This is a genomic window from Octadecabacter dasysiphoniae (assembly GCF_021532615.1).
Taxonomy (GTDB): Bacteria; Pseudomonadota; Alphaproteobacteria; order Rhodobacterales; family Rhodobacteraceae; genus Octadecabacter; species Octadecabacter dasysiphoniae.
The window spans coordinates 398,676-423,774 of sequence record NZ_JAKGAQ010000002.1; the positions used below are offsets into that span (position 1 = coordinate 398,676).

The following is a 25,099-nucleotide window of genomic DNA, read 5'->3' on the forward strand; positions in this document are numbered from 1 at the left end:
CACAATCGCATCTAGGGAGGATATTATGCGACGTTTAACACTGACTTTAGCCATGCTTGGCACAACCGCCATGACGGCCCCGGCCTTTGCTGACGGGCATTTGCAGATTGTCGATGAACCGCTGGAACTGACGATCCATATGCACTGGCCCCGCGCGCAGGGGTACGGCGTTGGCGGTGACACCAACGAACCTTATCCCGTTGAATTGGTTGCCCGTGAAATGACAGGTATTTCGTTGGTTGATGCGACTGCGGGGGCGAACACCACGGACAGCAACGAGGCGATGAATCTGCTGATCGCCCAAGGCAACATCCCCGACATCGTTGGCGGCCACTTGATCAAACAGCCCGTAAACGAATTTGGCCCGCAAGGTGCGTTCGTGCCGCTTAATGATCTGGTCGCGGAACATGCGCCAAACATTCAGGCGTTCTGGGATGACCATCCCGAGGTTCTGGCGTCAATCACCGCCTATGATGGCAATTATTACTACATCCCCTATCTGCCCGACGGGAAATATGGCCGTGCATGGTTCATCCGTCAGGACTGGCTGGATACGCTTGGATTGGAACAGCCCCAAAACGTCGAAGAACTTGAGGCGACATTGATTGCGTTCCGCGACAATGATCCAAATGGCAACGGTGTGGCCGACGAAATCCCGTATTTCGCCCGCCAATGGGAAGAAGTGAACCGCCTGCTGACATTGTGGGATGCGCGGTCTTCCGGGTCCGACACCTACCATGATTTCTATATCACGGATGCGGGCACGATCGCGCACCCCTATGCGCAAGACGCATATCGCGACGGTATCGCCAATATCGCACGCTGGTATGAAATGGGTCTGATTGATGCGGAAATCTTTACGCGCGGATCGTCTTCACGCGACTTTTTGTTGTCTGAAAACCTTGGTGGTTTGACCCACGACTGGTTCGCATCGACATCCGGTTACAATGGCAAACTGGCGGAAACGGTTCCGGGCTTTAACTTTATCCCGTTCCTGCCGCCAGAATCCGCCGCGGGTGTGCGCATGGAAGAACACCGCCGCATCCCCGTCAAACCGGATGGCTGGGCGATTGGCCACACGAACGATCACGTGATCGAAACCATCAAGTACTTTGACTTCTGGTTCACCGAAGAAGGGCGTTTGATGTCCAATTTCGGCGTTGAAGGCAAAACCTGGAACATGATCGACGGCGAACCTGTGTTCACGGACGAAGTGCTGAATTCCGATGCCGCGGTGAACAGCCAGATGTATCTTGAGGGCGCGCAAATCCAGCGTGGCTACTGGCAGGACTACCGCTATGAATGGCAGTGGACAGCGCAAGCGGCCCGCGAGGGTATCGAACTTTATGATACCGAAGACCTGCTGGTGGATCAGTTTCTGGGCGTCGCGTTCACAGAAGACGAACAGGCGATCTATGACCGGTACTGGCCGTCCCTGCGCACCTACATGCTTGAACGCAATCAGGCATGGATTCTGGGAACAGGCGACGTTGTCGAAGACTGGGACGCCTATATCGAGACCCTAAACGAGATGGGCTACGAAGACGTGCTCGAGGTTATCAACTCCGCCTATGTGCGCCAGTACGGCTAATCACCACATCGCTTCAGATGGCCGGGGAACCCCTCGGCCATCTTCACCTTTACCTAACGCTATGCTGACCAAAGGACCGCCCGATGTCTGCGACGTCTCTTCCGATGCTTGATGAACCCAAAGCTGGCCGTTTAACAATCCAGTATGCGCCCGAGGCTGCGACCCCGACGGTCGAAAACCCGCCGCGTTTTACATGGCTTCCGGTCATTGAGGACGATGCCACTTATGCTTTGCGCGCATCAAAAGACCCGACCTTTCCCGCGAAGAAAACACAGATTTTCGCCCCGATCCCGCTGAATTTCTTTACGCCTGATATGACATTTGAGGCGGGTGACTATCACTGGTCCTATGCGGTTTGTGACCCGCATTCTGGCGCGCCAATCACAACCTGGAGCAGCACACGACAGTTTAGCATTGATGACGATCTGCCCAAAACGCCGCTGCCGTCACGCGAAGCGCGGCTGAAGAATGCAACGCAGGATCACCCGCGTTTGTGGATGACGAACGACAGGTTGGATGATTTTTGCAAAGCCGTGAAAGCCGACCCCGATCATTGCACGTGGTCCACGTTTTACAAGAAATCAGTGCTTCCGTGGATGGATCGCGACGTCATGTCAGAACCTGCGGGTTACCCCGACAACAAACGTGTCGCCGCCGTGTGGCGCCAAACCTACATTGATCTGCAAGAAGCGTGGTACGCCATTCGCCACCTTGCGATTGGTGGCCGCGTAACAGCCGATGCGGCGATGACCGGGCGCGCCAAAGAATGGCTTCTGGAACTTGCGTCATGGGATCCAATGGGCATCACATCACGGTCCTATACCGATGAATGGGCCTACCGTGTGTGCAATGCAATGGCGTGGGGGTATGACTGGCTGTATAATGATCTGACGGCGGATGAACGCATCACCGTGCACACCGCCTTGCTGGCGCGCACCCGCGATATTGCCGAACACGCGATCATCAACGCCAAGATTCATTTGTTCCCCTATGACAGCCACGCGGTGCGGTCTGTGTCGCTGACGATTGTTCCGGCCTGCATTGCTTTGCTGGGGGATGATGAAGACGACGAAGTGCGCGACTGGCTGAACTACTGCATCGAATTTCTGGCCACCGTCTATTCCCCGTGGGGTGACAGCGACGGCGGCTGGGCCGAGGGCGCGCAATACTGGATGATGGGCATGGCCTATCTGATCGACTCGGCCAACCGGTTGAAAAGCTACACCGGCATCGATCTGTATCAACGCCCGTTCCTGCAAAACACCGCCGATTTCCCGCTGTTTTGTAATCCTCCGGATACGAAGCGGGCCTCGATGGGGGATGACAGCGCGCTTGGCGATCTGCCTGCAATCAAGACCGCCCTGAACATGCGCCAGTTTGCAGGCGTGACGGGTAAAGGCGAATACCAGTGGTACTGCGACGAGAACCTGCGCACCAATCCGGGCACCGAAATGGCGTTCTACAACTGGGGCTGGTGGGATACGAATTTCGACGAACTGGTGTTCCAGACAGATTTTCCGGTTGTCGAAGCCACGCCACCGCAAGGCGGATTGCGCCATTTCAAAGGGATCGGTTGGGTCGGCGTGCAGCACGCAATGGATGATCCTGATAATCACGTGCATCTGGTTTTCAAATCGTCCCCGTTCGGGTCGATCAGCCACAGCCACGGCGATCAGAACGCATTTTGCATGTCGGCGTATGGCGAAGACCTTGCTATTCAGTCGGGCCATTACGTTGCCTTCAATTCATCGATGCACCGCAACTGGCGCCGCCAGACCCGTTCCAAGAACGCGATTTTGATCAACGGAAAGGGCCAATACGCCGAAAAGGACAAATCAAAGGCGATGACCGCAACAGGCAAGATCATCGCGGCAGAGCAGCACGGAGATCACATTTTTATCCACGGCGATGCCACGCCTGCCTACCAATCCCTGTCCCCCGAAGTGACCCGTGCGGAACGTAAAATCTATTTCGTGCGCAACAATTATTTCGTGATTGTGGATGAGGTGGACGCGCAAACACCTGTCACAATCGACTGGTTGCTTCATGCGAACCAGCCCTTTGATCTTGGCAAAACATCGTTTCGCAACACGGGCGAACGTGCGGGGTTTTACGGGCAGGTCGTGTGGTCAGAGGCAGGCAAGCCCGAGATGATGCAAAACACAGGTTTCCCTGATGTTGACCCCGTAGATTACGATGGTCTGCCCGTCAGCACATGCCTGACCGCACGCTATCCAAGCGCAACGCGCCACCGCATTGCCACGCTTTTGGTGCCCTACAAACTGGATGCACCAAAGCGGATTTTCAACTTTTTGGACGACCAAGGCTATGACGCCGATCTGTATTTCACCGACGTGGACGAAAACACGTTCAGGGTCGTTATGAAAAAGCTCGCTAATACGTAAATCACCGGCAATGGCCGATCGAACAGGAACGGAGAACTGTCATGAAACTCAAAGGAAAAACAGCTGTCATTACGGGCGGCGGACGTGACATCGGCAGTGCGGTTGCTGTCAAACTTGCGTCTGAGGGGGCCAATGTCACGATCAATTATTTTGCGAGCTCAAAGGGTGCGGATGATACCGTTGCCAAAATCGAAGCAGCGGGCGGCAAAGCGATTGCCGTGCAGGGTGATTTGAACAATCAGGCCGATGTGGATGCGTTGATCGCAACAACAATGGACGCGTTTGGCAGCATTGATGTGCTGGTGAACAACGCAGGTGGATTGATAGCACGCAAGAAAATTGCCGAGATGGAGCTTGAGCATTGGAATGCTGTCATGACCCTGAATTTGACAAGCACGTTCATGATGACCAAGGCCTGTCTGGCCCATATGAAATCCGGCGCGATCGTGAACCTCGCCAGTCAGGCGGGGCGCGATGGTGGTGGCCCGGGTGCGGTGGCTTATGCGACGTCCAAAGGTGCGGTGATGACGATGACACGCGGCTTGGCCAAAGAACTGGGGCCGGACATTCGCGTCAATGCGCTTTGCCCGGGTATGATCGACACGGATTTCCACAACGTGCACACCCCAGATGCGGGCCGCCGCGGGTTCGAAGCAAACGCGCCATTGAAACGCCAGGGGCATGTTGATGACGCAGCCAATCTGGTGCTGTTCCTTGCGTGTGATGACAGTGCGTTCATCACGGGTACTAATATAGATCTTAACGGCGGCATGCTGTTCAGCTAGCCCACTTAAAAGGACACGACATGACTGACTTTCCAGTAGTGCCAACCGGCGAAAACGTAACGCGACAGGTTTTGTCGGATCACCCCGAGATGATGGTCGTTGCGTTTCGGTTTGCAGCGAAAGGGGCCGAAGGGGCCTTGCACAATCACCCCCATGTTCAATCAACCTACGTCAAAGACGGGCGGTTCCGTTTCACCTTGGGTGATGAAGAACGTGAGGTTGGGCCCGGTGACAGCTTTGTCATTCCCAGCGAAATGGTACATGGGTGCGTTTGTCTTGAACCGGGTACGTTGGTGGATTGCTTCACGCCGCGCCGCGATGATTTTCTGTAGGCTGGTGGTATGAAAATTCTCTCTATCGGGGAATGCATGGCAGAGATGTCGCCCCAAGGTGACGTTGGCACATTCCAGCTGGGGTTTGCCGGCGATACGTTTAACACCGCGTGGTATCTGCGCCAGTTCGATCCGAGTGCGGATGTGTCGTTTCTAACGGGGCTTGGGACCGATACGATTTCAGAGCAGCTGCGCAATGTGATTACACAGGCGGGCATAAGTGATGACTACGTGCTTGAAATACCGGATCGGACCATCGGACTTTATCTGATTTCCCTTGAGAACGGGGAACGGAGCTTTTCCTACTGGCGCGGGCAATCGGCGGCGCGGTGCCTTGCGTCTGATCCCGCGATGCTGGAACGGGCAATCAACGATCATGATTTGATCTACTTTTCGGGCATCACCCTTGCCATTCTGGACCCTAAGGGGCGGGCCGCGCTTTTGTCAGCGGTGCGCGACGGGCGGGCGGCTGGAAAAACCATTGCGTTTGACCCCAACCTGCGACCCAGATTGTGGGAAAGCACCGACACTATGTTGGACGTCACGATGGCGGGTGCAGCCGTGTCCGACATCGTGTTGCCGTCATTTGAAGACGAAGCCACGTGGTTCAATGATGCCGACCCACAGGCAACTGCGCAGCGGTATTTATCTGCGGGGGGCCGTACGATTGTGGTCAAGAACGGGGCTGACAGCATATACTTTGTTAGCCCTGACGGCGACGGAACGGTTCGCGTGCCGCCGATTTCGAATATCGTTGATACCACAGCAGCGGGTGACAGTTTCAATGCGGTGATCCTGTCGGGGCTTGGTGGTGGCGTTCCTTTGACGGACAGCATCGCAGCGGCCTGTCAGTTGTCTGGCGCGGTTGTTCAAGCACGCGGGGCACTGGTGCCCATCGCGCCAAGCGAAGGAACACCTTGATGCCCAATCCAGCCCCGGCAGACACGATCACCTTATCCGCTGATACAATTCAGCGCCTGAGGGGCGCGAGCACCGCCACCATCGCGACGCTTCTTTATAAGCGCGGGTATCACAATGCCTATGTGCAAGGGGTCGCACCACTTTCGCCCGACACACCGACGATGGTCGGCACGGCCTATACGTTGCGCTACATCCCTGCCCGTCCTGACACTGACCCGATTGAAGCATTTCGCGAACCCGATCACCCCCAACGGGTCGCGATTGAAGACTGCCCCGAAGGAGCGGTTCTGGTGATGGATTGTCGCGGCGATGCGTCGGCGGCGTCGGCCGGGTCAATTCTGCTTACGCGCCTTCAAGTTCGCGGTGGTGCAGGTGTTGTGACAGACGGCGGCATTCGCGATGCGGCGGGTGCTGCGGCGCTCACGATGCCGGTTTTTGCCGCGAAACCATCCGCACCCACGAACCTGACCAAACATCATGCGGTCGATATCGGATTGCCGATCGCTTGCGGGGACGTGGCGGTTTATCCCGGTGATATTGTGCTTGGCGACAGCGACGGCGTCATGATTATCCCGCGCCACCTTGCTGATGAAATCGCGCTTGAGAGCGTCGAGATGGAGCTGTTTGAACGGTTCGTCCTGCAAGAAGTACTGGCGGGCGTGTCTATCGGTGGCCTTTACCCGCCCACCGATCCGGAAACATCCAAGCGCTTTGCCGATTGGCGCGCGCGCAACGGGGATTAATATCATGCGAGAAACGTGGCGCTGGTTTGGTGAGTTTGACCCGATCCCTTTGAAAGATGTGGCACAGACAGGTGCGCAAGGCATTGTCAGTGCCCTTCATGCTGTGCCCTACGGCGAAATCTGGGCACACGATGCGATTGCGGCGCGCCGTGATGAAATCGCGGCGGCAGGGTTCACATGGGACGTCGTCGAAAGCCTGCCGGTGCACGAAGACATCAAACGCGGTACAGGCGATCTGAACCCGCTGTTCGCAAAGTACCGCCAGTCCCTATCGAATCTGGCGGCTGAGGGCATCAAGACGGTTTGCTATAACTTCATGCCGATCCTTGATTGGACGCGCACGGATCTTGCGGCGCCAGTAGCCCGTGGCGGCACCTGTTTGCATTTCTCGGCTGCAAAAATGGCCGCGTTCGAAATCCACATGCTGGGGCGATCTGGCGCGCGTGATGATTATCATCGCGATGCTGTCACTGAGGGTGATGCCTGGTTTGCCAAATCAACAGAGGCGCAGCGTGCAGATTTGTTATTCGCGATCATGTCCGGACTGCCGGGGGCCTATGATCGTTATGATGTCGAAGGGCTGCGCGGTGTATTGGGAACATATAGCGGGCTGACCCATGATGATCTGCGCGCGAACCTGACACGGTTTCTAAACGAGGTGGTACCAACCGCCGCAGAACTGGGCATGTCCTTGTGCATCCATCCTGATGATCCGCCCCGCGATATTCTGGGGCTGCCACGGATCGTTTCTACGCAAGACGATATTCGCCAGATCCTGAACGCCGTGGATGCGCCCGCGAACGGGCTGACGTTGTGTACTGGATCGCTCGGCTCCGGCGTGGGGAATGATTTGCCCGCCATCGCCAATGCCTTCGCGGACCGTATTCATTTCGTTCATTTGCGCAATGTCACCAAAACGGTGGACGGATCGTTTAGCGAAACGGCCCATCTTGAGGGTGACGTGGATCTTGTGGCTGTGATTGACGAATTGCTGGAGGCCGAAAGCCGACGCGGCGCGAACCTGCCCTTCCGCGCGGATCACGGCCATAGTTTACTGTCGGACGCACAAACAGACACGCAACCGGGGTATACTTTGATTGGCCGTTTGCGCGGTCTGGCAGAGTTGCGTGGTATCATTTGCGCACTGAGTTAGAGGCCGGATTTGACGAATGGCTGTGCCCTACCCACCCCTTGTCTAAATCCCACCAGGTTTCTTGCCGTGGAGCCCCGAATGTCTCTGGTATACTAGTTTGAAATGATCTAACGTCATGATGTTAAACATGACAGTCGCTTAGGAGCTAAAAATATGGAAAATCCCGTTATCGGATTTATCGGCCTCGGACTAATGGGCGGCAATATGGTCGAATGCCTACAGAAAAACGGGCATGAACCGGTTGTCATGGACTTGAACAAAGACGCGGTTGATGCCGTTGTTGCGCGCGGTGCCAGCACGGCGGCGAATGGCAAAGAACTTGCGGCGCAATGCGATATTATCATGCTGTGTCTGACGACTTCGGATGTTGTCGAAGGGCTGATGTACGGGGACGACGGTATTCTGGCGGGCATCAAAGAGGGTGCGGTGGTCATTGATTATGGCACTTCAATTCCGGCCTCGACGCGCAAAATCGGTGCGGATCTGGCCGCGAAAGGTGCGGGCATGGTTGATGCGCCGCTTGGCCGCACACCAGCCCACGCCAAAGACGGCCTGCTGAATATCATGGCCGCGGGCGACAAAGCGACATTTGACAAGGTAAAGCCGATCTTGGACATCCAGGGTGAAAACGTCTTTTACCTCGGCGCACTGGGTGCCGGCCACACGACAAAACTGATCAATAATTTCATGGGCATGACCACCGTTAGCGCCATGAGCCAGGCCTTTGCTGTTGCAGATCGCGCAGGCGTTGACCGGCAACAATTGTTCGACATCATGTCAACGGGGCCGTCTAATTCTCCGTTTATGGGATTTTGTAAAAACTACGCCGTCGACGGTGTCAGCGATCTGGGGTTCTCGGTCGCGAACGCGAACAAGGATCTCGGGTATTTTCTGAAGATGGCCGAAGATTTGGGGACGCGATCCGAAATCGCGGAAGGCACATCCAACAACCTTCAGGCGGCCGTGGATGCGGGCCTGAGCCAAGGCAATGTTCCCGAAATCTTTGACTACTTCATGACGCTGAAGACTTAGGCGTCGCAGCTTGGGTGGTTTTCGCGGGTTACCGCGCAAGCCACCCCCCGTCGACATTCAAGACCGTCCCTGTGACATAGCCTGACGCGGGCGTGCACAAAAACGTCACAGCACCTGCGATATCTGATGGGTCACCCCACCGCCCCGCCGGAATACGCGCCAAGATTTCCGAGCTGCGCTGTGGATCTTCGCGCAAGGCCGTCGTGTTATTGGTGGCGATATAGCCGGGCGCGACAGCATTTACATTGATGTTGTGGGCGGACCATTCATTGGCGAACAATTTGGTCAGACCCGCAACGCCATGTTTTGATGCCGTATAAGCGGGCACGCGGATGCCGCCCTGAAACGACAACAACGAAGCTATGTTAATGATCCGCCCACCTTTGCCACGGGCAATCGCAGCGCGCGCAAAGGCTTGGCACATCATGAAAATAGCCTTGAGGTTGACGTCCATAACGTCGTCCCAGTCGGCTTCTACGTAATCGACGCTGTCCGCACGGCGAATGATGCCCGCATTGTTCACGAGGATATCAAGGTCATCCACGGCCTGTAGACTGTCGGCGGCTTTGGCAGGGTCAGACAGATCGAGGGTAAAGGCCTCAGCGCTGCCGCCTTGTTGTTCAATCAAAGTGACGGTTTCGGCGCAGGATGATCGCCCTGCCGCAATCACGTGGGCACCTGCAGCCGCCAAACCCAATGCAATCGCCTGACCGATGCCGGTATTGGCCCCTGTTACAAATGCGCGTTTGCTGTCCAGACGGAAAGGATCGCTCATCGCAGATCTTCCATCGGAACCATGTCCATGTCGGTGAAATCTACATTGTCACCAGCCATCGCCCAGCAGAACGTATAAGACGACGTGCCCGCACCGGAATGGATCGACCAAGGCGGGGAAATCACGGCCTCTTCGTTGGCCATAACGATATGGCGGGTTTCATCGGGGGTCCCCATGAAGTGGAACACACGCTGGTCTTCCGGGACGTCGAAGTAAAGATATGCCTCCATGCGGCGATCATGCAGGTGCGCGGGCATCGTGTTCCAAACCGAACCGGGCGAAAATTGCGTATAGCCCATCAGCAATTGACAGCTGTCGCACACGTCAGGGTGCAGAAACTGGATGATGACACGTTCATTGGCCGTTTCACGCGCACCCAATTCAACGCGGCGCGCATCAGCGAGCGTAATCAGCTTCGTGGGGCAGGTTCGATGTGCGGGGGCAGACAGCAAATAAAAGCGCCCGCTTTCCAGCGTCACAGCGCCTGCACCCATCCCGATGTACAAAACTTCGCCTTTGCCGACCTGATGGGTTTCACCATCAACCGTAATTGCCCCTGCATCACCAAGGTTCAACGCAGCCATTTCACGGCGTTCAAGAAATGTGGCCGTACCTGTTTCGGGAACATGATCGAGCGTCAGCGGGCCATTTTTGGGCACGCCAGAACCGAGTATCAGGCGATCGTAATGGGAATAGACCAACCGGATTTCGTCATCCGAAAACAGATCGCCGACGTGGAAATGTTCGCGCAATTTCGCGGTGTCGAACGTCTTTGTCGTTTCAGGATCGATAGCATAACGGGTTTGTGCGCTGGTCATTTGTGTGCTTTCAGGTCAGATTAACGGGCGGTTTAAGTGTGGTCGCTTCTATTCGAAGGCGTTGATAGGAACGCGCAATCGTATTTTTGGCCAGCTGTGGGAAGCCTGACGGAATCCTTAAGGTCACTACGCTAATTTCTTCGACTTATAGTCTAGTATTCTAATATGCTAGATAGGTAAGTGTGTCAAAGTACTCTCTTGGCTACTCTGAAAGAAACCGGATCGAACATGCAGATCACCCTGGCACCGCTAAAACCGTCGAACGGGTCCGTCACGGACCAAGTGTTCGACGCGCTTTACGGCGCTATCATTTCCGTTGAGCTGCCGCCCGGCACCAAGGTTTCAGAGGCGGAGCTTGCCAAGGAACTTGATGTGTCCCGCCAGCCTGTCCGTGATGCGTTTTTCCGGCTGTCCAATCTTGGCTTTTTGTCCATTCGTCCGCAACGCGCGACATTGATCACGCAAATTTCGCGCCGCGCCATCCGGGACGCGTTGTTCACCCGCACCGCACTTGAAGTGGAATGTTTGCGGCAGGCGCTGGCCAAAAACAAATCAAGGCTGATTGCCGCGCTGGATGCGAATATCCAACTGCAACACGGGGCACTATCCCAAGACGCGGCCAAATTTTACGCCCTTGATGAAGCCTTTCATGAACTGATCTGCACGGTGTCGGGCCACGACCACGTTTGGCCCCTGATCCGTGAACAAAAAGGGCATCTTGATCGGCTGCGGTTCCTGTCGTTGTCACACAAGCGGCAGCAATTTGTGGTGGCCGAACACAGCGAAATTCTAGGCGCGATTATGACGGGCGTTGGTGCAGACGCCGAACTGAGGCTTCGCGCGCATATTCTGGATGTCGAACAGGTGCTGCCATCGATTGCAGAGCGTCACCCAGACTATTTTGAAACCGTCGACGAAGGCGCCAAACATCAGACGGGCTGATCACTGGCGCCGTTAATACAGCGGATATGGGGGTCTTTTCCTCGCAAGCTGCCCAGCAAGGTATCGACATTAGCCGCCGTTTTGGCGTTCGATATAGGTCCGCATTTCTTCGGCTTCTTGGCGGGCATCGCGCAATCCATCCATCGCAGCGCGCAGTTCGGCCTCGGTTTGGGACAATTGGTTGGTGATCTCGGCTTCGCGTTGTTGCAGGTAGGTGATCGCCTGATCGCGGGTTTCTTCGGCTTCGTGCAGGGCCTGCGCCATACGGTCAAGTTCACCCACTTCTGCTTTGGACACACGGGTAAAACGGTTGATCAGCCAACTGGCGAACCAGCCCAGACAGAACGCCACGAAAAGGATGATCGCGGTGGCGACGATGAATTCGGTTCTGTTCATTCTGTGGCGTCCTCTTGCTCAGCGGCGGCGGCCTCGGCCGCTTCTTGTTCGATTTGTTCAAGCGCTGTGGGTTCTTCGGTGCTTTCGGGCGTGATCAGCGTAAATTCGATGCGACGGTTTGCTTCGCGCCCTTCGGCCGTTTCGTTATCCGCAATGGGGTTGGCTTCGCCGTATCCGACTGCACGGAAATTGGCGACGGGAACGCGGCGCACCCGCAACCCGTCAAGAACCGCATCAGCGCGCTGCTGGCTGAGGCGTTGATTGCCGCCCTCGGACCCTTGGCTGTCAGTATAGCCCGCAATTTCGATCCGCTTGTCCGGGCAGCGCTGCAAAATCTCGGCGATGTCATCAAGGATCGCGGCCCCTGCCCCCGCGATGTTGGCAGAGCTGGGATCAAACGTAATTTTGCGCGCTTCAGTCACGGCAATGATCCCGGCAAGGCATTCTTCTTCGGTCGGCAAGGACGCGATGGGGTCGAGTTCTTCGACATACGTGACGCTGACTTCGAATTCTTCAGTCTGGCCAAGTTTGTCGATCAACAGGCGCGTGATTTCACCGCCCGCGTCCTGCGCGCCTGTGTTGCCGCGAATAACAATGTTGTTTGGCTCAACCACAACAGAGCCATTGGACAGTTTTGACAGGGCTTCGATGGCGGCAAGTACGCGGATCGACCAGCTGTTGGGCAGACCATCGACCACCCGCGTCGCCATTGAAATGTCGGCTGATCCAAACTTTGCGCGGGCGAAATTTTCAGCCGTTAAGTTCAGCAAATCATCGGACACCCGGCCACGCAGTTGCACCAGGCCTTCGGGGCTAAGCGTTGCGATAAATTGGGGGGGGCCTTCGTCGCCCGCCGTTGGCGCGGCGGGCAGGATCGCCTCAAGCGCGAAGACCTCGGGCAGGTTGTTTTCAAGCTGTCCGGCGATGCGATCAAAGTTGCCTTCGACAGTGCCCGGTTTGGCGACCAACGTAACGTCTGCATCCGAAATGGTCACGGTGCCGCCGCCCAGTTCTTCAAGGGCGGTCATCGACATTGTGACGGCATCTGCCCAGCGCGTCGTCGGCGCACCCAAGGCCACGGAACAGCCGATGCGCCCTTCGACACCAGCGGCGGTTGCGGCAGTCACGATGCGGCGTTCGGCGGCAGGTGTATCAGCGACACAGCTGTCAAAACTCGCGCCGCTGTCATCAATAATGAAACGGGTAACAAAAGGTGACACAACAGGGCGCGGGGCGCTGATGCTGATGTTTGTCAACAGCCCATCAGGAATAGAGCGGCGCAGGCTGGCCTCAAGTTCTGCCTTTTGCTCGGGCGAATCTGAAATCGCTTCGACAGACACGCGCGCCGCACGCACCGAAATTTTTGAACGCGGCAATTGGCGCAGGGCCAACAGCGCAAATTCAACAGAAGAATCCCAGCCCTCAGGCACGTCGTAATCAGCCGTTTCCAAAAGATCGGCGAAATTACTGTCCTCGCCCGCGATTCTCTCAAGGCTCTCGGTCAGATCGCCACGATCAGACGACGTCGGGATCAAACCGATGATCGAAATGCCGCTGTCATTGCGCAAAATCTCCATAGAGAATTCTGGCGCCTGCAGGGTGGCGCTGTTCATCACTGTCATGTTGTCGATCACGCGGCTTGCATCGACAACGGACCCGGCGGTGGAAATCGCGCGAAAACCCATCGCTTCGGACGGGGCCTGACCTTCTAGGATCACTTGCAAACCATCGCCCAAAACGCTTGCGAAACTGTGCCCGCGTTCCTCCAATTCGAGGCGGACTGCTTCGACAGAACGTGTTTCGACTGCGGCCACGGCGATCCGTGCGGCGAAGGCACACACGATTGCCGCCAAAAGGAACATGCCAAGTCGAACAAAAAGGGCAGAAAGGCGCATCACGGCGTCCTCGTCTTACTGGGTTATATCCGTGCTTAGGCGGTTGTGCACCAAGGTACAATCAAGGTTCAGTTAAAGGAACAGCGCAACGGCGAAAAATGGCAAAGGAATGAGGCCGCAGTCGCGGTTGGAGCGAAACAAGCGCAGCAATTTGGCGCTATCTTCGGGGTCAAAGCTGCGTTGTTGCCACGCGAGGTGCCAGCCCATCGCCCAAGGTCCGCCCACTGCAACGACCAGCGCCAGCACATTCCCCCCAATTGCAGACAGGATCACGGCGATGCCAAACAGGCAAACCGTGGCAACCATGAAATACCGCAGCCAACGCGGCGTTGTATCACCAAACAAGCGTGCCGTGGATTTTACCCCGATCAGCGCGTCATCCTCTGCGTCTTGGTGCGCGTAGATTGTATCGTAAAATAATGTCCACGCGATTCCGGCAACATAAAGAACGATGGCGGGCCAACCCAAGCTGCCGGTGTGCGCCGTCCAAGCCAGCAACGCGCCCCAGTTGAAAGCAAGGCCAAGGAACACCTGTGGCCACCATGTGAACCGTTTGGCAAACGGGTAAATTGCAACGGGAACAAGGGCGGCAAAGCCCAAAAGCACGGCCATTGGTGGAAATGTCAGAAGGATCAGCAAGGCAAGAAGCGACTGCGTACACATCCAGATGAGCGCTGCGCGCACGCCAACCTGGCCTGACGGAATCGGGCGGTTTGCTGTGCGTTCGACTGATCCGTCAATGTCGCGGTCTGTGATGTCGTTCCATGTGCATCCCGCCCCGCGCATCAAAAACGCACCAATCGCACAGCCCAGCGCGATCCAGAGATCAAACAGCGATGCGCGGCCTGTGTTCAGCATCGCCAACATCAACCCCCACCAACAAGGCAACAACAACAGCCAGGTTCCGATTGGGCGATCCGCACGCGACAGGCGCAAAAACGGACGTGCACGCTGGGGTGCAATTGTATCAACCCAGTTGCCTGTCACGGCATCGGCAATTTCAACCTCTGGCGTCCCGTTGGTGTCGGTCATATGTTCATCCCATGGCCAGAAGTTCATCACGCATTCGTCTGTATATAGACCACCCTTTGGGCCCTGACAAAAGGGTCACGCTGTCACGTGAACAGGCGCATTATCTGTTTGGCGTCATGCGCCTTGGGGCTGGGGATGATGTGTCTTTGTTTAATGGCAAGGATGGCGAATGGCGCGCCGGTGTTGTGGAAAGTTCCAAGCGCGGTGGTGTGCTGGAATGTTTGGAACGCACAGCGCCTTTGCAAATGCCACCCGATGTCTGGCTGGTGTTTGCGCCTATCAAAAAGGATCGCACGTCTTTCATTGTGGAAAAGGCGACTGAGCTGGGCGCGGCGCGGATTGTTCCCGTCCAGACGGAATACACCCAATCTGCCAATCGCGTACGCACCGACAAATTGCAGGCCCATGCGCTTGAGGCAGCCGAGCAATGCGGCGGGACGTTTGTGCCGCCCGTGGACGATGTCGCAAAATTTAACAAGCTGTTGGCGGGCTGGGATCAATCCCGCCACATCCTGTTTTGCGATGAGGCAATGGTGGGTGAAAAAGCGGCCCTCCCAACAGACACCGGCCCATGGGCGATTTTCATCGGCCCGGAAGGCGGATTTTCTGACCGCGAACGCGACGCCCTACTCGCAATGTCATGCGCCCACCCCATCAGCCTTGGCCCGCGTATTTTGCGTGCCGACACTGCTGCGGTATCGGCGCTGACGCTGTGGCAACACTCCTTGGGGGATTGGACATGATCAGACCCGAAATACGTGATGGTCTATGGCGTTGGCGCGAAGTTATTGCTGCGCTGGCGCTGGCTGCTGTCGGGTTATGGTGGGGCACAGTTTCCTTCGGAATCGTGCAATGGATCGGTTGGGGGATGGCCGCGCTGGGGGCTATGCTTGCCTTTTCAGCCGCCCAGAAAGTGCGGTTCAAATCAGATGGGGACGGGCCCGGCGTCGTGACGCTGGATGAACGCCGTGTCACATATCTTGGCCCGCTGGATGGCGGCGTGGCGGATCTGGACCTCATGGTTCAGCTGGATCTGACACCAGCGCCCGCATGGCGATTGATCAACGCAGATGGAAATTACATCGATATTCCCACAAACGCGATGGGGGTCGAAGCACTGTTTGATGTCTTCCTTGCCCTGCCCGGCATTAAGACCGAATACATGTTGTCTGTGCTACAGCGCACACGCCCTGCGCAAATGACGGTCTGGATGGCCCCTGATCATAAGCCTTACACACGTCTGCATTGACACGAGGCGCGGCCTCGGCCACGTCTGAATTCCTGATAGCAAAACTCGGAGCGCTACCCATGTCCATTCCACAGTCCGGCGGCGGCCCGATCACACATCACGACCAGCTCGCGCAATACCTTGCGGATGGATGCAAACCCAAAGCAGATTGGCGCATCGGGACCGAACACGAAAAATTCGGCTATTGCAAAGACACCCACAAACCCCTGCCCTTTTCTGGCGAACGTTCGATTGAGGCTGTTTTGTCCGGCCTGCGGGACCGCTACGGCTGGGCCCCCGTAACCGAAGGCGGTTTTTTGATCGGGTTGGAAAAAGACGGCGCGAATGTGTCTTTGGAACCCGGTGGGGCACTGGAACTGTCAGGTGCACCTGTGGAATCGATCCATCAGACCTGTGACGAAGTGAACAGCCATCTGGCCGAAGTAAAATCCATTGCAGACGAAATCGGTGTCGGATTCATCGGACTTGGGGCCGCACCAGAATGGTCACACGACGAAATGCCACTGATGCCCAAGGGCCGCTATAAGCTGATGGACGCTTATATGGATAAGGTCGGCACCAGCGGAAAAATGATGATGCGGCGGACCTGTACGGTTCAGGTCAACCTAGATTTCGGATCAGAAGCGGACATGGTCCAAAAGATGCGCGTGGCGGTTGCGTTACAACCCGTGGCGACCGCATTGTTCGCCAATTCGCCGTTCTTTGAGGGCAAACCGAATGGCCACAAATCATGGCGCAGCCGGATTTGGCGGCACTTGGATGATGCGCGCACCGGAATGTTGCCGTTCGTATTCGAAGAAGGGTTCGGGTTCGAAGCCTGGGTGCAATATGCCCTCGATGTGCCGATGTATTTTGTGTACCGAAATGGCGAATACGTGGATGCGCTTGGCCAGTCGTTCCGCGATTTCCTGAACGGCAAATTGCCCGCTCTGCCCGGCGAAACACCGACCCTTTCCGATTGGGCCGACCACCTGACAACCGCCTTTCCAGAGGCGCGCCTAAAGCAATTCATCGAAATGCGCGGGGCCGATGGTGGCCCGTGGCGCCGCCTGTGCGCCCTGCCCGCATTCTGGGTCGGCCTGACCTACGATCAAGAGGCTTTGGATGCTGCTTGGGATTTGTGCAAAGACTGGGACGAAGAAACCCGCGAAGCATGGCGTGTCGAGGCATCAATCCACGGGCTTCAGGCGCAGGTAAATGGCCAATCCATGCATGACATCGCCCGTGAAGCCGTTGCAATTGCACAAACCGGATTGCGCAACCGCGCCATGCCCGGTGCGGGCGGCATGGTACCCGATGAAACGCATTTCCTGAACGCACTGAACGAATCCATTGAAACGGGTAAGACGCCGGCAGATGAATTGCTGGATCACTATAATGGTGACTGGAATGGTGATTTGTCCAAAATATACGGTGCGTTCAGCTACTGAATACCTGACTTACGCTAGGTAACCCATTCATCCTAAGTTTGCGCGACTCCCCAAAATATTTCTGGGGCGTTGTTCAATTTTTAGGAGACACCCATGTTCAATAAACCAAATCGTCGGGTGGACCGTGTTTTTATTCACTGTTCCGCATCCGATCACGCCAACCATGACAATGTCGCAACGATGGATCGCTGGCACCGAGAGCGGGGCTGGTCTGGCGTCGGATATCATCTGTTTATTCGCAAAGACGGCACGCTTGAAGCGGGGCGCGATCTTGAACGCGCGCCCGCCGCGCAATCCGGGCACAATCGCGGGTCCATCGCGATCTGCTTGCATGGCCTCAAGCTTGAGAAATTTACCACAGCCCAGTTCGACACCCTCAAATCGCTCAGCGTGCAGATTAACAATGCCTACAGCGGCGCGGTGACGTTTCACGGACATCGCGAAGTTGCAGCAAAGGCATGTCCGGTATTTGAGTATAAGGACGTTCTTGCGTTGAATGAATTTGGCCAATTGGGCCTGACGGGGGCAAACACAAAACCCCTGATTGCGGCCACGTCGTCGACAGATTCCAACAACATGCCCGTGCTGCGGCGCGGGGATCGCGGATCGGCGGTTGCACAGCTTCAGCGGCTTTTGATGATCAAGGACGATGGTATTTTCGGTCCGAAATCAGATGCAGAAGTGCGGGATTTTCAAACAACACAGGGGCTGGTGCGCGACGGTGTGGTCGGCAAAAACACATGGGCTGCGCTGATCGCCAATGATCGTGTGGTGCACGACGGCGGCTAACCCTTTGATCCGATCTTACTTTCGGTTCTGTCGAACAAGCGGCGAATATTGCCTGCGTGGCGCCAGAAAATAAGGGCCGTCAGGAAGATGCACAGCATGTAAATTGTTGGCGATCCAAGGATATGACACCACAAGACTGTTGATGCTGCCGCAACCAGTGCCGCAAGCGATGAATAGCGAAACACGGCCGCTGTGACCAACCACGTGAGGCAGGCAGCGATGCCAACTGGCCATGCCAACGCATACAGCAAGCCAAGGAATGTCGCGACGCCCTTGCCGCCCCGAAACTTGAGCCAGACCGGAAAGCAATGGCCCAGCATCACGCAAAACGCAGCGAGTTGGGCGGCATCCGGTCTTGCGTATTCAAGTGCCAGCAGGACAACAACCGCGCCCTTGCCGGCGTCCAACAGCAATGTCAGCACGGCAGCCTTTTTGGACCCTGTGCGCAACACATTCGTCGCGCCGATATTACCCGACCCGATGTCGCGCAAGTTTCCGAGGCCCATCACACGCGCCAAGATCATACCGAAGGGGATCGACCCTACAATGTAGGCGATGACAGCCCAAAACAGATAGGTATCGATTGAACTTGCGATATCAGGCATTGGCCAACACCTTTGTCTGGTTCACGCCGCCCACATAGGTCGCGATGACGCGGCCCTGCAAAATCGCCCCGTCAAACGGCGTGTTCTTGGATTTGGAATGAAGGCTGAAGCGGTCCAATTTGTAGCTGGCATCAGGATCAAACAGTACAAGGTCAGCAGGGGCGCCAATCGCCAGACGTCCGCAGCTCAGGCCAAGACGTTTGGCAGGATTAAGCGACAACGCACGAAACAGCGCGGGCAAATCCATGTGATCCGCATGAACCAACCGCAGCGCCGCCGGAAGCAATGTTTCCAGTGCAACTGCCCCTGATGCGGCTTCCTCATAGGGCAATCGTTTGGATTCTTCATCCTGCGGGGTGTGCATAGACGAGATGACATCGATCACGCCCGAGGCCACGGCCTCAACCACGGCAAGCCTGTCGTCTTCGCTGCGCAGGGGCGGCTTGAGCTTAAAGAATGTACGGTAATCGGCGACGTCCATTTCATTTAGCGTCAAATGGTGAACGCCAACGCCGGCGGTGATGTCGACCCCGTTTGCTTTGGCACGTTCCAGCGCGGGCAGCGCGCGGGCGGTCGTGATCTGGTCTACGTGATAGGCTGCACCCGTCATTTCCAGCAGGGCAATATCACGGTCGATCCCCATACGTTCGGCCATAGGGGACACTCCGGACAACCCACGCAGGGTCGCGAATTTTCCCGATGTAACAGACCCGCCAGCCGACAGCCCCGGTTCTTGCACGTGGCCAATGACCAGCGCACCGCAGGATTTGGCATAAGTCAGCGCACGGCTGAATACTTTGGTATCGGTGATCACACGGTCACAATCAGTGAAGGCAACGGCCCCCGCATCCATCAAGAAGCCGATTTCAGTCATTTCGCGCCCCGCGCGTTCTTTGGTCAGGGCGGCCATTGGCAAAACATTGACGGCGGCATCAATCGCTGCGCGTCGTTCGACGAATTCCAAAACTTCCGGTGTATCGATGGCAGGATCTGTATCGGGGCGCGTGACGATCGTGGTGATGCCACCTGCAACGGCAGCACGACCCGCAGATGCGAAACTTTCTTTGTGACGTTCACCGGGTTCGGACACTTTAACGCCGATGTCTACGATACCGGGCGCGAGGCATTTGCCGCCGCACTCGATGACGTCGTCGGGCGTGCAGTGTTCGACGATCACGCCATCCGCAACGAACACGTCACCGATGGTATCGGTGCCCGTTTCGGGATCAATCAAGCGGGCGTTTTTAAAATGCGTCTTCATGAAATTCCTTTTGGCCAAGCGGGCCGTGTCCGTAAACCGTTTTAACCGGCAATCTTGATCATCACCCAAACCAACGCGGCCATAACCAGTAATGCGATGGTCGCCACCCGTCCCCCCATGGCCGCATCCGATGGCTGTTTCTTCGGTGGGGTATCATCAACAGGCCCACGCGCGCTTTCGTCCGGCAAAGGTTCAAATGTAACGGGTGCGTTGTCTTGTCGAAATGTCGCGACATTGCCCAGCGGCCGTTCAGGCGTCAGCGTTTGTGCGATGCCACCAAAGGCACGGCTGAACACCAAAACAACGGGGCCTGATACCGCACCAAGCAATTCAAGATATGGCGCGAGGTCCGCCTCAGATACGCCGTGCCCTGTGCTAAGATACTCAGCAAGACCAATCCCAGCGAGGTCGGCGATATCGAACGCCTCAATATGATCACCGTCCAAATGGGTGGCACCGAGCGCGTCAAGAAGCGGCCAAGGATCATCTGCCCCGATCCTGCCATCAACGGTGAAAATCTCAATATCAGTGCTGGGAACGTCGAGGGAATAGACACGGATCAGACCGTGTTCCTGCGCGGTTACCGTGTTCGGATCAATCTGTGTCATCACTCGCTCCCCTTGCGGTGTCGATGGCGGCTGCGAGCGTTTCACCGTCTGCCGCGTAATACAGCGGCAGCATCGCGCGATCCGCCCCGTGGCGCACCCCGACGACAACCGACCGGGCTTTGGTTTCAACCACATCTGCCAGATCAATCGCGGTGCCATCTTGCAGGATAATCCGGCGGTTCGTGATCCAAGCGCGGTGGCGGCCCAGTTTGAACCGTTCTTGCACCAACAGCATACAAGCCAAAAACAGCGGCAGCATAATCCAGAGGGTATCGGGGAAAACGAGGGCAAAGATGAGCGTAGGTACAAGGCTGACCAACAGCAAAAACACAGCGGCGCGCCGGAAGGTACGATGGCTTGGCAGATGGTCAAACACGATCACCTCGCCTTCGTTCAGGGGGGGCGCGTCGGTCACACCATAACCCCGGCGGCGCGTGCCCCGCGTGCAGCCCGCAAATTGCGCGCCAATAAATCCATCGCGGCCATGCGGACGGCGACCCCCATTTCGACCTGTTCCTGGATCACGCTGCGGTTGATGTCATCCGCGATTGTGCCGTCAATTTCCACGCCGCGGTTCATCGGGCCGGGGTGCATCACGATGGCGTCTTCTTTGGCATGGGACAGTTTTTCGGCGTCCAATCCGTAGCGGTGGAAATATTCTCGTTCGGACGGGATGAAACCGCCATCCATGCGTTCTTTTTGAAGGCGCAACATCATGACAACATCGACATCTTCCAGTCCTTCGCGCATGTCGTGAAACACCTCAACGCCGAGGTCTTCGACACCGCTGGGCAGCAACGTCGGCGGGCCAACGAGGCGCACGCGGTTTTCCATTTTACCGAGCAACATGATGTTGGAGCGTGCCACACGGCTGTGCGCCACATCACCACAGATCGCGATGGACAGGCGATGCAAACGCCCCTTGGCACGCCGTATCGTCAAGGCATCAAGCAAGGCTTGCGTGGGGTGTTCGTGACGACCGTCGCCCGCGTTCAGCACCGCGCAATTCACCTTTTGGGCCAGCAAATCCACGGCCCCGGAATGAGGGTGGCGCACGACCAATAGATCGGGCCGCATCGCGTTCAGCGTCAGCGCTGTGTCGATCAGGGTTTCACCCTTTTTGATCGAGCTGGCCTGCATCGCCATGTTCATCACGTCAGCGCCAAGGCGTTTACCCGCGATCTCAAAACTCGCCTGTGTGCGGGTCGAATTCTCGAAGAACATGTTGATCTGGGTCAGGCCTTCAAGGACATCGCGGTGCGCGCGGCCTTTGCGGTTATCCTCGGCGTATTTATCCGCAAGGTCGAGAAGACTGGTTATTTCAGACGGGTGGAGGTGTTCGATCCCAAGCAGGTGTTGCGCGCGAAATGTCATGGGACCTCCGGTTTGACTAACGGCGCTTATATGGATGCAGCGACGGGTCGGCAAGATCAGCGCGTGAACTCCGCACGAGGGCGCGGTAAGATGGCGCATGGAATCGGCAACAGAATTTTGGGGCGCGAAGGCAGCCCTCGACTGGCAAGTCGAAATGGGCGCGGATGAGGCCATCTGCGACGCCCCGATTGACTGCTATGCGCTTGATGCCAAAAAGCCCGTTCCAAAGGCCGTCGCGGTCGAAAACGCGACACCCGGCATTCCCGAACCTGTCGAAGTTGACGCTGTCGCGGTGGCCAAGGACGCTGCCGCTGCCGCGCAAGACCTCGATGGATTGCGCGCTGCGATGTTAGCGTTTGAACACTGCGCGCTAAAGGCTGGTGCGCGCAATATGGTGTTCGCGGGTGGGGCGGTGGGCGCCGACGTTATGATCATTTCAGATGCACCGGACCGCGAAGAAGACAAAGCAGGCGCGATGTTTGTGGGCCGATCCGGTGTGCTGTTGGATAAAATGTTGGGTGCAATCGGTATGGGGCGCAGCGGTGAAGCACCCGTCTACATCGTGCCCGCCTGCCCTTGGAACCCGCCACAAAACCGCGAACCCAATGCAGCGGAACTGGCTATGTTGCGCCCGTTTCTAGAACGCCACATTGCGCTGGCCGCACCCAAAGTGCTGGTCTTGATGGGCAATGGCCCGTGTCAGGCATTGCTGGGCAAAAACGGTATGACACGCCTGCGCGGCGGTTGGACAGACGCGGCAGACCTTCCCGCGATCCCGATGTTCGCCCCGTCCTATTTGTTGCAAAATGGGTCGGCAAAACGCGATGCATGGGCAGACCTTTTGTCCCTTAAATCCCGCCTGAAAGGCCTGTCATGACCATTGGTGACACCCGTGAATTCATCCCCGTACGGATCGCGATCCTGAGCGTGAGCGACACCCGTGGGATCGACGAAGACCGGTCGGGCCAAACTTTGGTGGACCGGTTGACAGACGCCGGCCACATCCTTGCAGATCGAAAAATCCTGCGCGACGAGAGGGCCGATATCGCGGACCAGTTGCGCACATGGTGTGGCGACGAAAATATTGACGTGATCCTGACGACGGGCGGCACTGGCCTGACAGGGCGCGATGTGACCGTGGAAGCCCACCGCGACGTCTATGAAAAAGAGATCGACGCTTTTGGAACGGTTTTCACCATCGTTTCAATGAACAAGATCGGAACCAGCGCTGTTCAAAGCCGCGCGACAGGTGGGGTGGCCAATGGCACCTATCTGTTTGCCCTGCCCGGCAGCACGGGTGCCTGCAAGGACGCTTGGGACGAAATTTTAGTCAAACAGTTGGATTATCGCCACCAACCCTGCAATTTCGTTGAGATTTTACCACGCTTGGATGAAGGCAAACGGCGGAAATAGTGATCCGTCATGCGACATCTAACGTAATTCATAAGACTGCCGCATGCGGCAAACGCGACCGTTTTTTGGGACCCCGAATTAGGATTAAGTCATGCAGTTTTTAAGACGAAGCCTCGTCGGGGTATTTTTGCTGGCCGTAACGCTGTCTTTATTCGCATGGGCTGGAAATACTGTTCGCCTCGCGGTGCAAGAGCGCCTGAACGCCGAACCGCGCAGTTTCCCGCAACGTGAACGGATTTTATCCGTCAACGTCGTGACGGTGACACCGAGGATGATCGAACCGGAATTGACCGCCTTCGGAGAGCTGAACAGCACCAACACCTTTGCGCTGCGGGCGTTGACGGGCGGTACTGTTCTTGAGGTATCGCCAAACTTTGTCGATGGCGGACGGGTGGAAATGGGTGAATTGCTGGTCAGGATTGATCCACGCGATGCGCAATCTGACCGTGACCGTCTTGTTGCCGACCTGCGCGACGCCGAAGCCGAAGTGCGCGACGCCGACCGCGCTTTGATCCTTGAGCGCGATGAGCTGGCCGCGGCACAGGCACAGGCAAATTTACGCACGCAGGCGCTGACCCGCCAACAGGATCTGGCGGATCGCGGGGTTGGCACCGCCGCTGCAATTGAAACCGTTGAACTGGCGCTGTCGGCCGCCAATCAGGCCGTATTGTCGCGTCGTCAGTCCGAAGCCTCAGCACAAGCGCGTTTGGATCAGGCGGCCACCCAACTGGATCGTGCGCGCCTGAACCTTGCGGATGCAAATCGTGCGCTGGCGGATACTGAAATTACCGCGCCATTTGGCGGCACTATGTCTGATGTTAACATTGCCCAAGGGCTGCGCGTAACAGCGAACGAACAGCTGGGTGAATTGATCGACAAGGACAATCTTGAGGTGTCGTTTCGCCTGTCCACGGCGCAATACGCGCGCCTGACGGGTGACGACGGCGGGCTTATGTCTGCCCCCGTCACCGTTGAGCTTGAGGCGCAGGGATTGACCCTGACTGCATCCGGCCAGATCACCCGCGAAAGTGCGAGCGTTGGCGAAGGTCAGACAGGTCGTTTGCTGTTTGCCCGTCTTGATGACGCGTCCGGCCTGCGCGCCGGGGATTTCGTGACGATCCGTGTGACCGAACCTGCCCTGCGCGGTGTCGCCTTGGTCCCTGCGACCGCAATCGCAGCCGATGATACGGCACTTGTGTTGGACGCTGAAAACCGCCTGTCCGAAGTCGCCGTAGAGCTTTTGCGCCGTCAGGGAAATGATGTCATCATTCGCGCACCCGAGCTTGACGGGCGACTGATTGTAGCCGAACGCTCTCCGTTGTTGGGGGCCGGAATTGCGGTGCAACCGATTGATCCAGACGCTGCCGCTGTTGTTCCAGAACCGCCCGAGATGCTGACGCTTGATCCAGAACGGCGCGCGCGATTGGTCGCGTATGTCGAAGGATCGCGGATGCCACCGCCCGTCAAATCCCGCATCATTGGCCAGTTGGAACAAGACGAAGTGCCTGCCGATGTGGTCAATGACCTCGAAGCGCGGATGGGAACCTAGA

At 56.9% G+C, this 25,099-nt stretch carries 25 protein-coding genes and 1 pseudogene; 16 read left to right on the forward strand and 10 right to left on the reverse strand.

Annotated features, from left to right (window positions below; all coding sequences use genetic code 11):
- Positions 1 to 25 precede the first annotated feature (25 nt).
- From L0664_RS08845 to L0664_RS18675, 8 genes and pseudogenes are all read left to right on the forward strand, one after another.
- Positions 26 to 1,591: a type 2 periplasmic-binding domain-containing protein gene (locus L0664_RS08845; RefSeq protein ID WP_235225288.1), complete on the forward strand. Its 1,566-nt coding sequence runs from the start codon at positions 26 to 28 to the stop codon at positions 1,589 to 1,591.
- 83 nt (positions 1,592 to 1,674) lie between these two features.
- Positions 1,675 to 3,996 carry a DUF4962 domain-containing protein gene (locus L0664_RS08850; protein WP_235225289.1) on the forward strand — a complete coding sequence of 774 codons (2,322 nt, stop codon included), beginning with the start codon at positions 1,675 to 1,677 and terminating at the stop codon, positions 3,994 to 3,996.
- 41 nt (positions 3,997 to 4,037) lie between these two features.
- Positions 4,038 to 4,781, forward strand: coding sequence for an SDR family NAD(P)-dependent oxidoreductase (locus L0664_RS08855; protein WP_235225290.1), 744 nt, complete (start codon positions 4,038 to 4,040; stop codon positions 4,779 to 4,781).
- Between the two features lie 20 nt (positions 4,782 to 4,801).
- Positions 4,802 to 5,113, forward strand: coding sequence for a cupin domain-containing protein (locus L0664_RS08860; protein ID WP_235225291.1), 312 nt, complete (start codon positions 4,802 to 4,804; stop codon positions 5,111 to 5,113).
- A gap of 9 nt (positions 5,114 to 5,122) precedes the next feature.
- Entirely contained in the window at positions 5,123 to 6,034 is a 912-nt protein-coding gene (locus L0664_RS08865; protein WP_235225292.1) for a sugar kinase, read from the forward strand.
- Positions 6,034 to 6,777, forward strand: a complete 744-nt coding sequence (locus L0664_RS08870) for a ribonuclease activity regulator RraA (RefSeq protein WP_235225293.1) — start codon at positions 6,034 to 6,036, stop codon at positions 6,775 to 6,777. The genes L0664_RS08865 and L0664_RS08870 overlap by 1 nt, the downstream gene beginning before the upstream one ends.
- Positions 6,778 to 6,781: 4 nt before the next feature.
- Positions 6,782 to 7,930, forward strand: a complete 1,149-nt coding sequence (gene uxuA, locus L0664_RS08875) for a mannonate dehydratase (protein WP_235225294.1) — start codon at positions 6,782 to 6,784, stop codon at positions 7,928 to 7,930.
- Positions 7,931 to 8,068: 138 nt separating this feature from the next.
- Positions 8,069 to 8,962: pseudogene (locus L0664_RS18675) on the forward strand (NAD(P)-dependent oxidoreductase); the annotation flags it as partial.
- 28 nt (positions 8,963 to 8,990) lie between these two features.
- Here the strand turns inward: L0664_RS18675 and kduD are convergent.
- Positions 8,991 to 9,737 carry a 2-dehydro-3-deoxy-D-gluconate 5-dehydrogenase KduD gene (kduD, locus tag L0664_RS08885; protein ID WP_235225296.1) on the reverse strand — a complete coding sequence of 249 codons (747 nt, stop codon included), beginning with the start codon at positions 9,735 to 9,737 and terminating at the stop codon, positions 8,991 to 8,993.
- Positions 9,734 to 10,555: a 5-dehydro-4-deoxy-D-glucuronate isomerase gene (gene kduI, locus L0664_RS08890; protein WP_235225297.1), complete on the reverse strand. Its 822-nt coding sequence runs from the start codon at positions 10,553 to 10,555 to the stop codon at positions 9,734 to 9,736. Before kduI ends, kduD begins: the two co-directional genes overlap by 4 nt.
- A 228-nt stretch (positions 10,556 to 10,783) precedes the next feature.
- Here kduI and L0664_RS08895 point away from each other — a divergent pair, with 228 nt between their 5' ends.
- Positions 10,784 to 11,497, forward strand: coding sequence for a GntR family transcriptional regulator (locus L0664_RS08895; protein ID WP_235225298.1), 714 nt, complete (start codon positions 10,784 to 10,786; stop codon positions 11,495 to 11,497).
- 69 nt (positions 11,498 to 11,566) lie between these two features.
- Here the strand turns inward: L0664_RS08895 and L0664_RS08900 are convergent, their stop codons facing one another.
- The 3 genes from L0664_RS08900 to ubiA all read right to left on the reverse strand — a co-directional run bounded on the left by L0664_RS08900 (position 11,567) and on the right by ubiA (position 14,820).
- Positions 11,567 to 11,893, reverse strand: coding sequence for a hypothetical protein (locus L0664_RS08900; RefSeq protein WP_235225299.1), 327 nt, complete (start codon positions 11,891 to 11,893; stop codon positions 11,567 to 11,569).
- The gene (locus L0664_RS08905) at positions 11,890 to 13,788 is read right to left on the reverse strand and encodes an OmpA family protein (protein WP_235225300.1); all 1,899 of its coding nucleotides are present in this window, start codon (positions 13,786 to 13,788) and stop codon (positions 11,890 to 11,892) included. Before L0664_RS08905 ends, L0664_RS08900 begins: the two co-directional genes overlap by 4 nt.
- A gap of 72 nt (positions 13,789 to 13,860) precedes the next feature.
- Positions 13,861 to 14,820, reverse strand: coding sequence for a 4-hydroxybenzoate octaprenyltransferase (ubiA, locus tag L0664_RS08910; protein WP_235225301.1), 960 nt, complete (start codon positions 14,818 to 14,820; stop codon positions 13,861 to 13,863).
- 11 nt (positions 14,821 to 14,831) lie between these two features.
- Between ubiA and L0664_RS08915 the strand changes: the two genes are divergently transcribed.
- From L0664_RS08915 to L0664_RS08930, 4 genes are all read left to right on the forward strand, one after another.
- Positions 14,832 to 15,563, forward strand: a complete 732-nt coding sequence (locus L0664_RS08915; protein ID WP_235225302.1) for a 16S rRNA (uracil(1498)-N(3))-methyltransferase — start codon at positions 14,832 to 14,834, stop codon at positions 15,561 to 15,563.
- Positions 15,560 to 16,069, forward strand: a complete 510-nt coding sequence (locus L0664_RS08920; RefSeq protein WP_235225303.1) for a hypothetical protein — start codon at positions 15,560 to 15,562, stop codon at positions 16,067 to 16,069. Before L0664_RS08915 ends, L0664_RS08920 begins: the two co-directional genes overlap by 4 nt.
- A 59-nt stretch (positions 16,070 to 16,128) precedes the next feature.
- Positions 16,129 to 17,499, forward strand: coding sequence for a glutamate--cysteine ligase (locus tag L0664_RS08925; protein ID WP_235225304.1), 1,371 nt, complete (start codon positions 16,129 to 16,131; stop codon positions 17,497 to 17,499).
- Positions 17,500 to 17,592: 93 nt separating this feature from the next.
- Positions 17,593 to 18,288 (forward strand): peptidoglycan recognition protein family protein, encoded by a 696-nt coding sequence (locus tag L0664_RS08930; RefSeq protein WP_235225305.1) that lies wholly within the window; start codon positions 17,593 to 17,595, stop codon positions 18,286 to 18,288.
- On the opposite strand, the gene plsY is transcribed toward L0664_RS08930, so the two are convergent.
- The 5 genes from plsY to L0664_RS08955 are packed head-to-tail and all read right to left on the reverse strand — an operon-like array spanning position 18,285 to position 22,136.
- Positions 18,285 to 18,893 carry a glycerol-3-phosphate 1-O-acyltransferase PlsY gene (gene plsY, locus L0664_RS08935; RefSeq protein ID WP_235225306.1) on the reverse strand — a complete coding sequence of 203 codons (609 nt, stop codon included), beginning with the start codon at positions 18,891 to 18,893 and terminating at the stop codon, positions 18,285 to 18,287. The genes L0664_RS08930 and plsY overlap by 4 nt on opposite strands.
- Positions 18,886 to 20,154: a dihydroorotase gene (pyrC, locus tag L0664_RS08940; protein ID WP_235225307.1), complete on the reverse strand. Its 1,269-nt coding sequence runs from the start codon at positions 20,152 to 20,154 to the stop codon at positions 18,886 to 18,888. Before pyrC ends, plsY begins: the two co-directional genes overlap by 8 nt.
- Before the next feature lie 41 nt (positions 20,155 to 20,195).
- Positions 20,196 to 20,762: a hypothetical protein gene (locus tag L0664_RS08945; RefSeq protein WP_235225308.1), complete on the reverse strand. Its 567-nt coding sequence runs from the start codon at positions 20,760 to 20,762 to the stop codon at positions 20,196 to 20,198.
- Entirely contained in the window at positions 20,749 to 21,177 is a 429-nt protein-coding gene (locus L0664_RS08950; RefSeq protein WP_235225309.1) for a hypothetical protein, read from the reverse strand. The genes L0664_RS08945 and L0664_RS08950 overlap by 14 nt, the downstream gene beginning before the upstream one ends.
- Positions 21,174 to 22,136, reverse strand: coding sequence for an aspartate carbamoyltransferase catalytic subunit (locus L0664_RS08955; RefSeq protein ID WP_235225310.1), 963 nt, complete (start codon positions 22,134 to 22,136; stop codon positions 21,174 to 21,176). The genes L0664_RS08950 and L0664_RS08955 overlap by 4 nt, the downstream gene beginning before the upstream one ends.
- Before the next feature lie 97 nt (positions 22,137 to 22,233).
- Between L0664_RS08955 and L0664_RS08960 the strand changes: the two genes are divergently transcribed.
- The 3 genes from L0664_RS08960 (at position 22,234) to L0664_RS08970 (ending at position 25,098) form a co-directional block, all read left to right on the forward strand.
- Positions 22,234 to 23,013 (forward strand): uracil-DNA glycosylase, encoded by a 780-nt coding sequence (locus tag L0664_RS08960; protein ID WP_235225311.1) that lies wholly within the window; start codon positions 22,234 to 22,236, stop codon positions 23,011 to 23,013.
- Positions 23,010 to 23,549, forward strand: a complete 540-nt coding sequence (gene moaB / locus L0664_RS08965; protein ID WP_235225312.1) for a molybdenum cofactor biosynthesis protein B — start codon at positions 23,010 to 23,012, stop codon at positions 23,547 to 23,549. The genes L0664_RS08960 and moaB overlap by 4 nt, the downstream gene beginning before the upstream one ends.
- Before the next feature lie 91 nt (positions 23,550 to 23,640).
- Entirely contained in the window at positions 23,641 to 25,098 is a 1,458-nt protein-coding gene (locus L0664_RS08970; RefSeq protein ID WP_235225313.1) for an efflux RND transporter periplasmic adaptor subunit, read from the forward strand.
- Position 25,099 lies beyond the last annotated feature (1 nt).

Coding starts and splice junctions, on each gene's coding strand:
- L0664_RS08845 (WP_235225288.1), top strand. CDS start 26: ATGCGACGTTTAACACTGACTTTAGCCATGCTTGGCACAACCGCCATG.
- L0664_RS08850 (WP_235225289.1), top strand. CDS start 1,675: ATGTCTGCGACGTCTCTTCCGATGCTTGATGAACCCAAAGCTGGCCGT.
- L0664_RS08855 (WP_235225290.1), top strand. CDS start 4,038: ATGAAACTCAAAGGAAAAACAGCTGTCATTACGGGCGGCGGACGTGAC.
- L0664_RS08860 (WP_235225291.1), top strand. CDS start 4,802: ATGACTGACTTTCCAGTAGTGCCAACCGGCGAAAACGTAACGCGACAG.
- L0664_RS08865 (WP_235225292.1), top strand. CDS start 5,123: ATGAAAATTCTCTCTATCGGGGAATGCATGGCAGAGATGTCGCCCCAA.
- L0664_RS08870 (WP_235225293.1), top strand. CDS start 6,034: ATGCCCAATCCAGCCCCGGCAGACACGATCACCTTATCCGCTGATACA.
- uxuA (WP_235225294.1), top strand. CDS start 6,782: ATGCGAGAAACGTGGCGCTGGTTTGGTGAGTTTGACCCGATCCCTTTG.
- kduD (WP_235225296.1), bottom strand. CDS start 9,737: ATGAGCGATCCTTTCCGTCTGGACAGCAAACGCGCATTTGTAACAGGG.
- kduI (WP_235225297.1), bottom strand. CDS start 10,555: ATGACCAGCGCACAAACCCGTTATGCTATCGATCCTGAAACGACAAAG.
- L0664_RS08895 (WP_235225298.1), top strand. CDS start 10,784: ATGCAGATCACCCTGGCACCGCTAAAACCGTCGAACGGGTCCGTCACG.
- L0664_RS08900 (WP_235225299.1), bottom strand. CDS start 11,893: ATGAACAGAACCGAATTCATCGTCGCCACCGCGATCATCCTTTTCGTG.
- L0664_RS08905 (WP_235225300.1), bottom strand. CDS start 13,788: ATGCGCCTTTCTGCCCTTTTTGTTCGACTTGGCATGTTCCTTTTGGCG.
- ubiA (WP_235225301.1), bottom strand. CDS start 14,820: ATGACCGACACCAACGGGACGCCAGAGGTTGAAATTGCCGATGCCGTG.
- L0664_RS08915 (WP_235225302.1), top strand. CDS start 14,832: ATGGCCAGAAGTTCATCACGCATTCGTCTGTATATAGACCACCCTTTG.
- L0664_RS08920 (WP_235225303.1), top strand. CDS start 15,560: ATGATCAGACCCGAAATACGTGATGGTCTATGGCGTTGGCGCGAAGTT.
- L0664_RS08925 (WP_235225304.1), top strand. CDS start 16,129: ATGTCCATTCCACAGTCCGGCGGCGGCCCGATCACACATCACGACCAG.
- L0664_RS08930 (WP_235225305.1), top strand. CDS start 17,593: ATGTTCAATAAACCAAATCGTCGGGTGGACCGTGTTTTTATTCACTGT.
- plsY (WP_235225306.1), bottom strand. CDS start 18,893: ATGCCTGATATCGCAAGTTCAATCGATACCTATCTGTTTTGGGCTGTC.
- pyrC (WP_235225307.1), bottom strand. CDS start 20,154: ATGAAGACGCATTTTAAAAACGCCCGCTTGATTGATCCCGAAACGGGC.
- L0664_RS08945 (WP_235225308.1), bottom strand. CDS start 20,762: ATGACACAGATTGATCCGAACACGGTAACCGCGCAGGAACACGGTCTG.
- L0664_RS08955 (WP_235225310.1), bottom strand. CDS start 22,136: ATGACATTTCGCGCGCAACACCTGCTTGGGATCGAACACCTCCACCCG.
- L0664_RS08960 (WP_235225311.1), top strand. CDS start 22,234: ATGGAATCGGCAACAGAATTTTGGGGCGCGAAGGCAGCCCTCGACTGG.
- moaB (WP_235225312.1), top strand. CDS start 23,010: ATGACCATTGGTGACACCCGTGAATTCATCCCCGTACGGATCGCGATC.
- L0664_RS08970 (WP_235225313.1), top strand. CDS start 23,641: ATGCAGTTTTTAAGACGAAGCCTCGTCGGGGTATTTTTGCTGGCCGTA.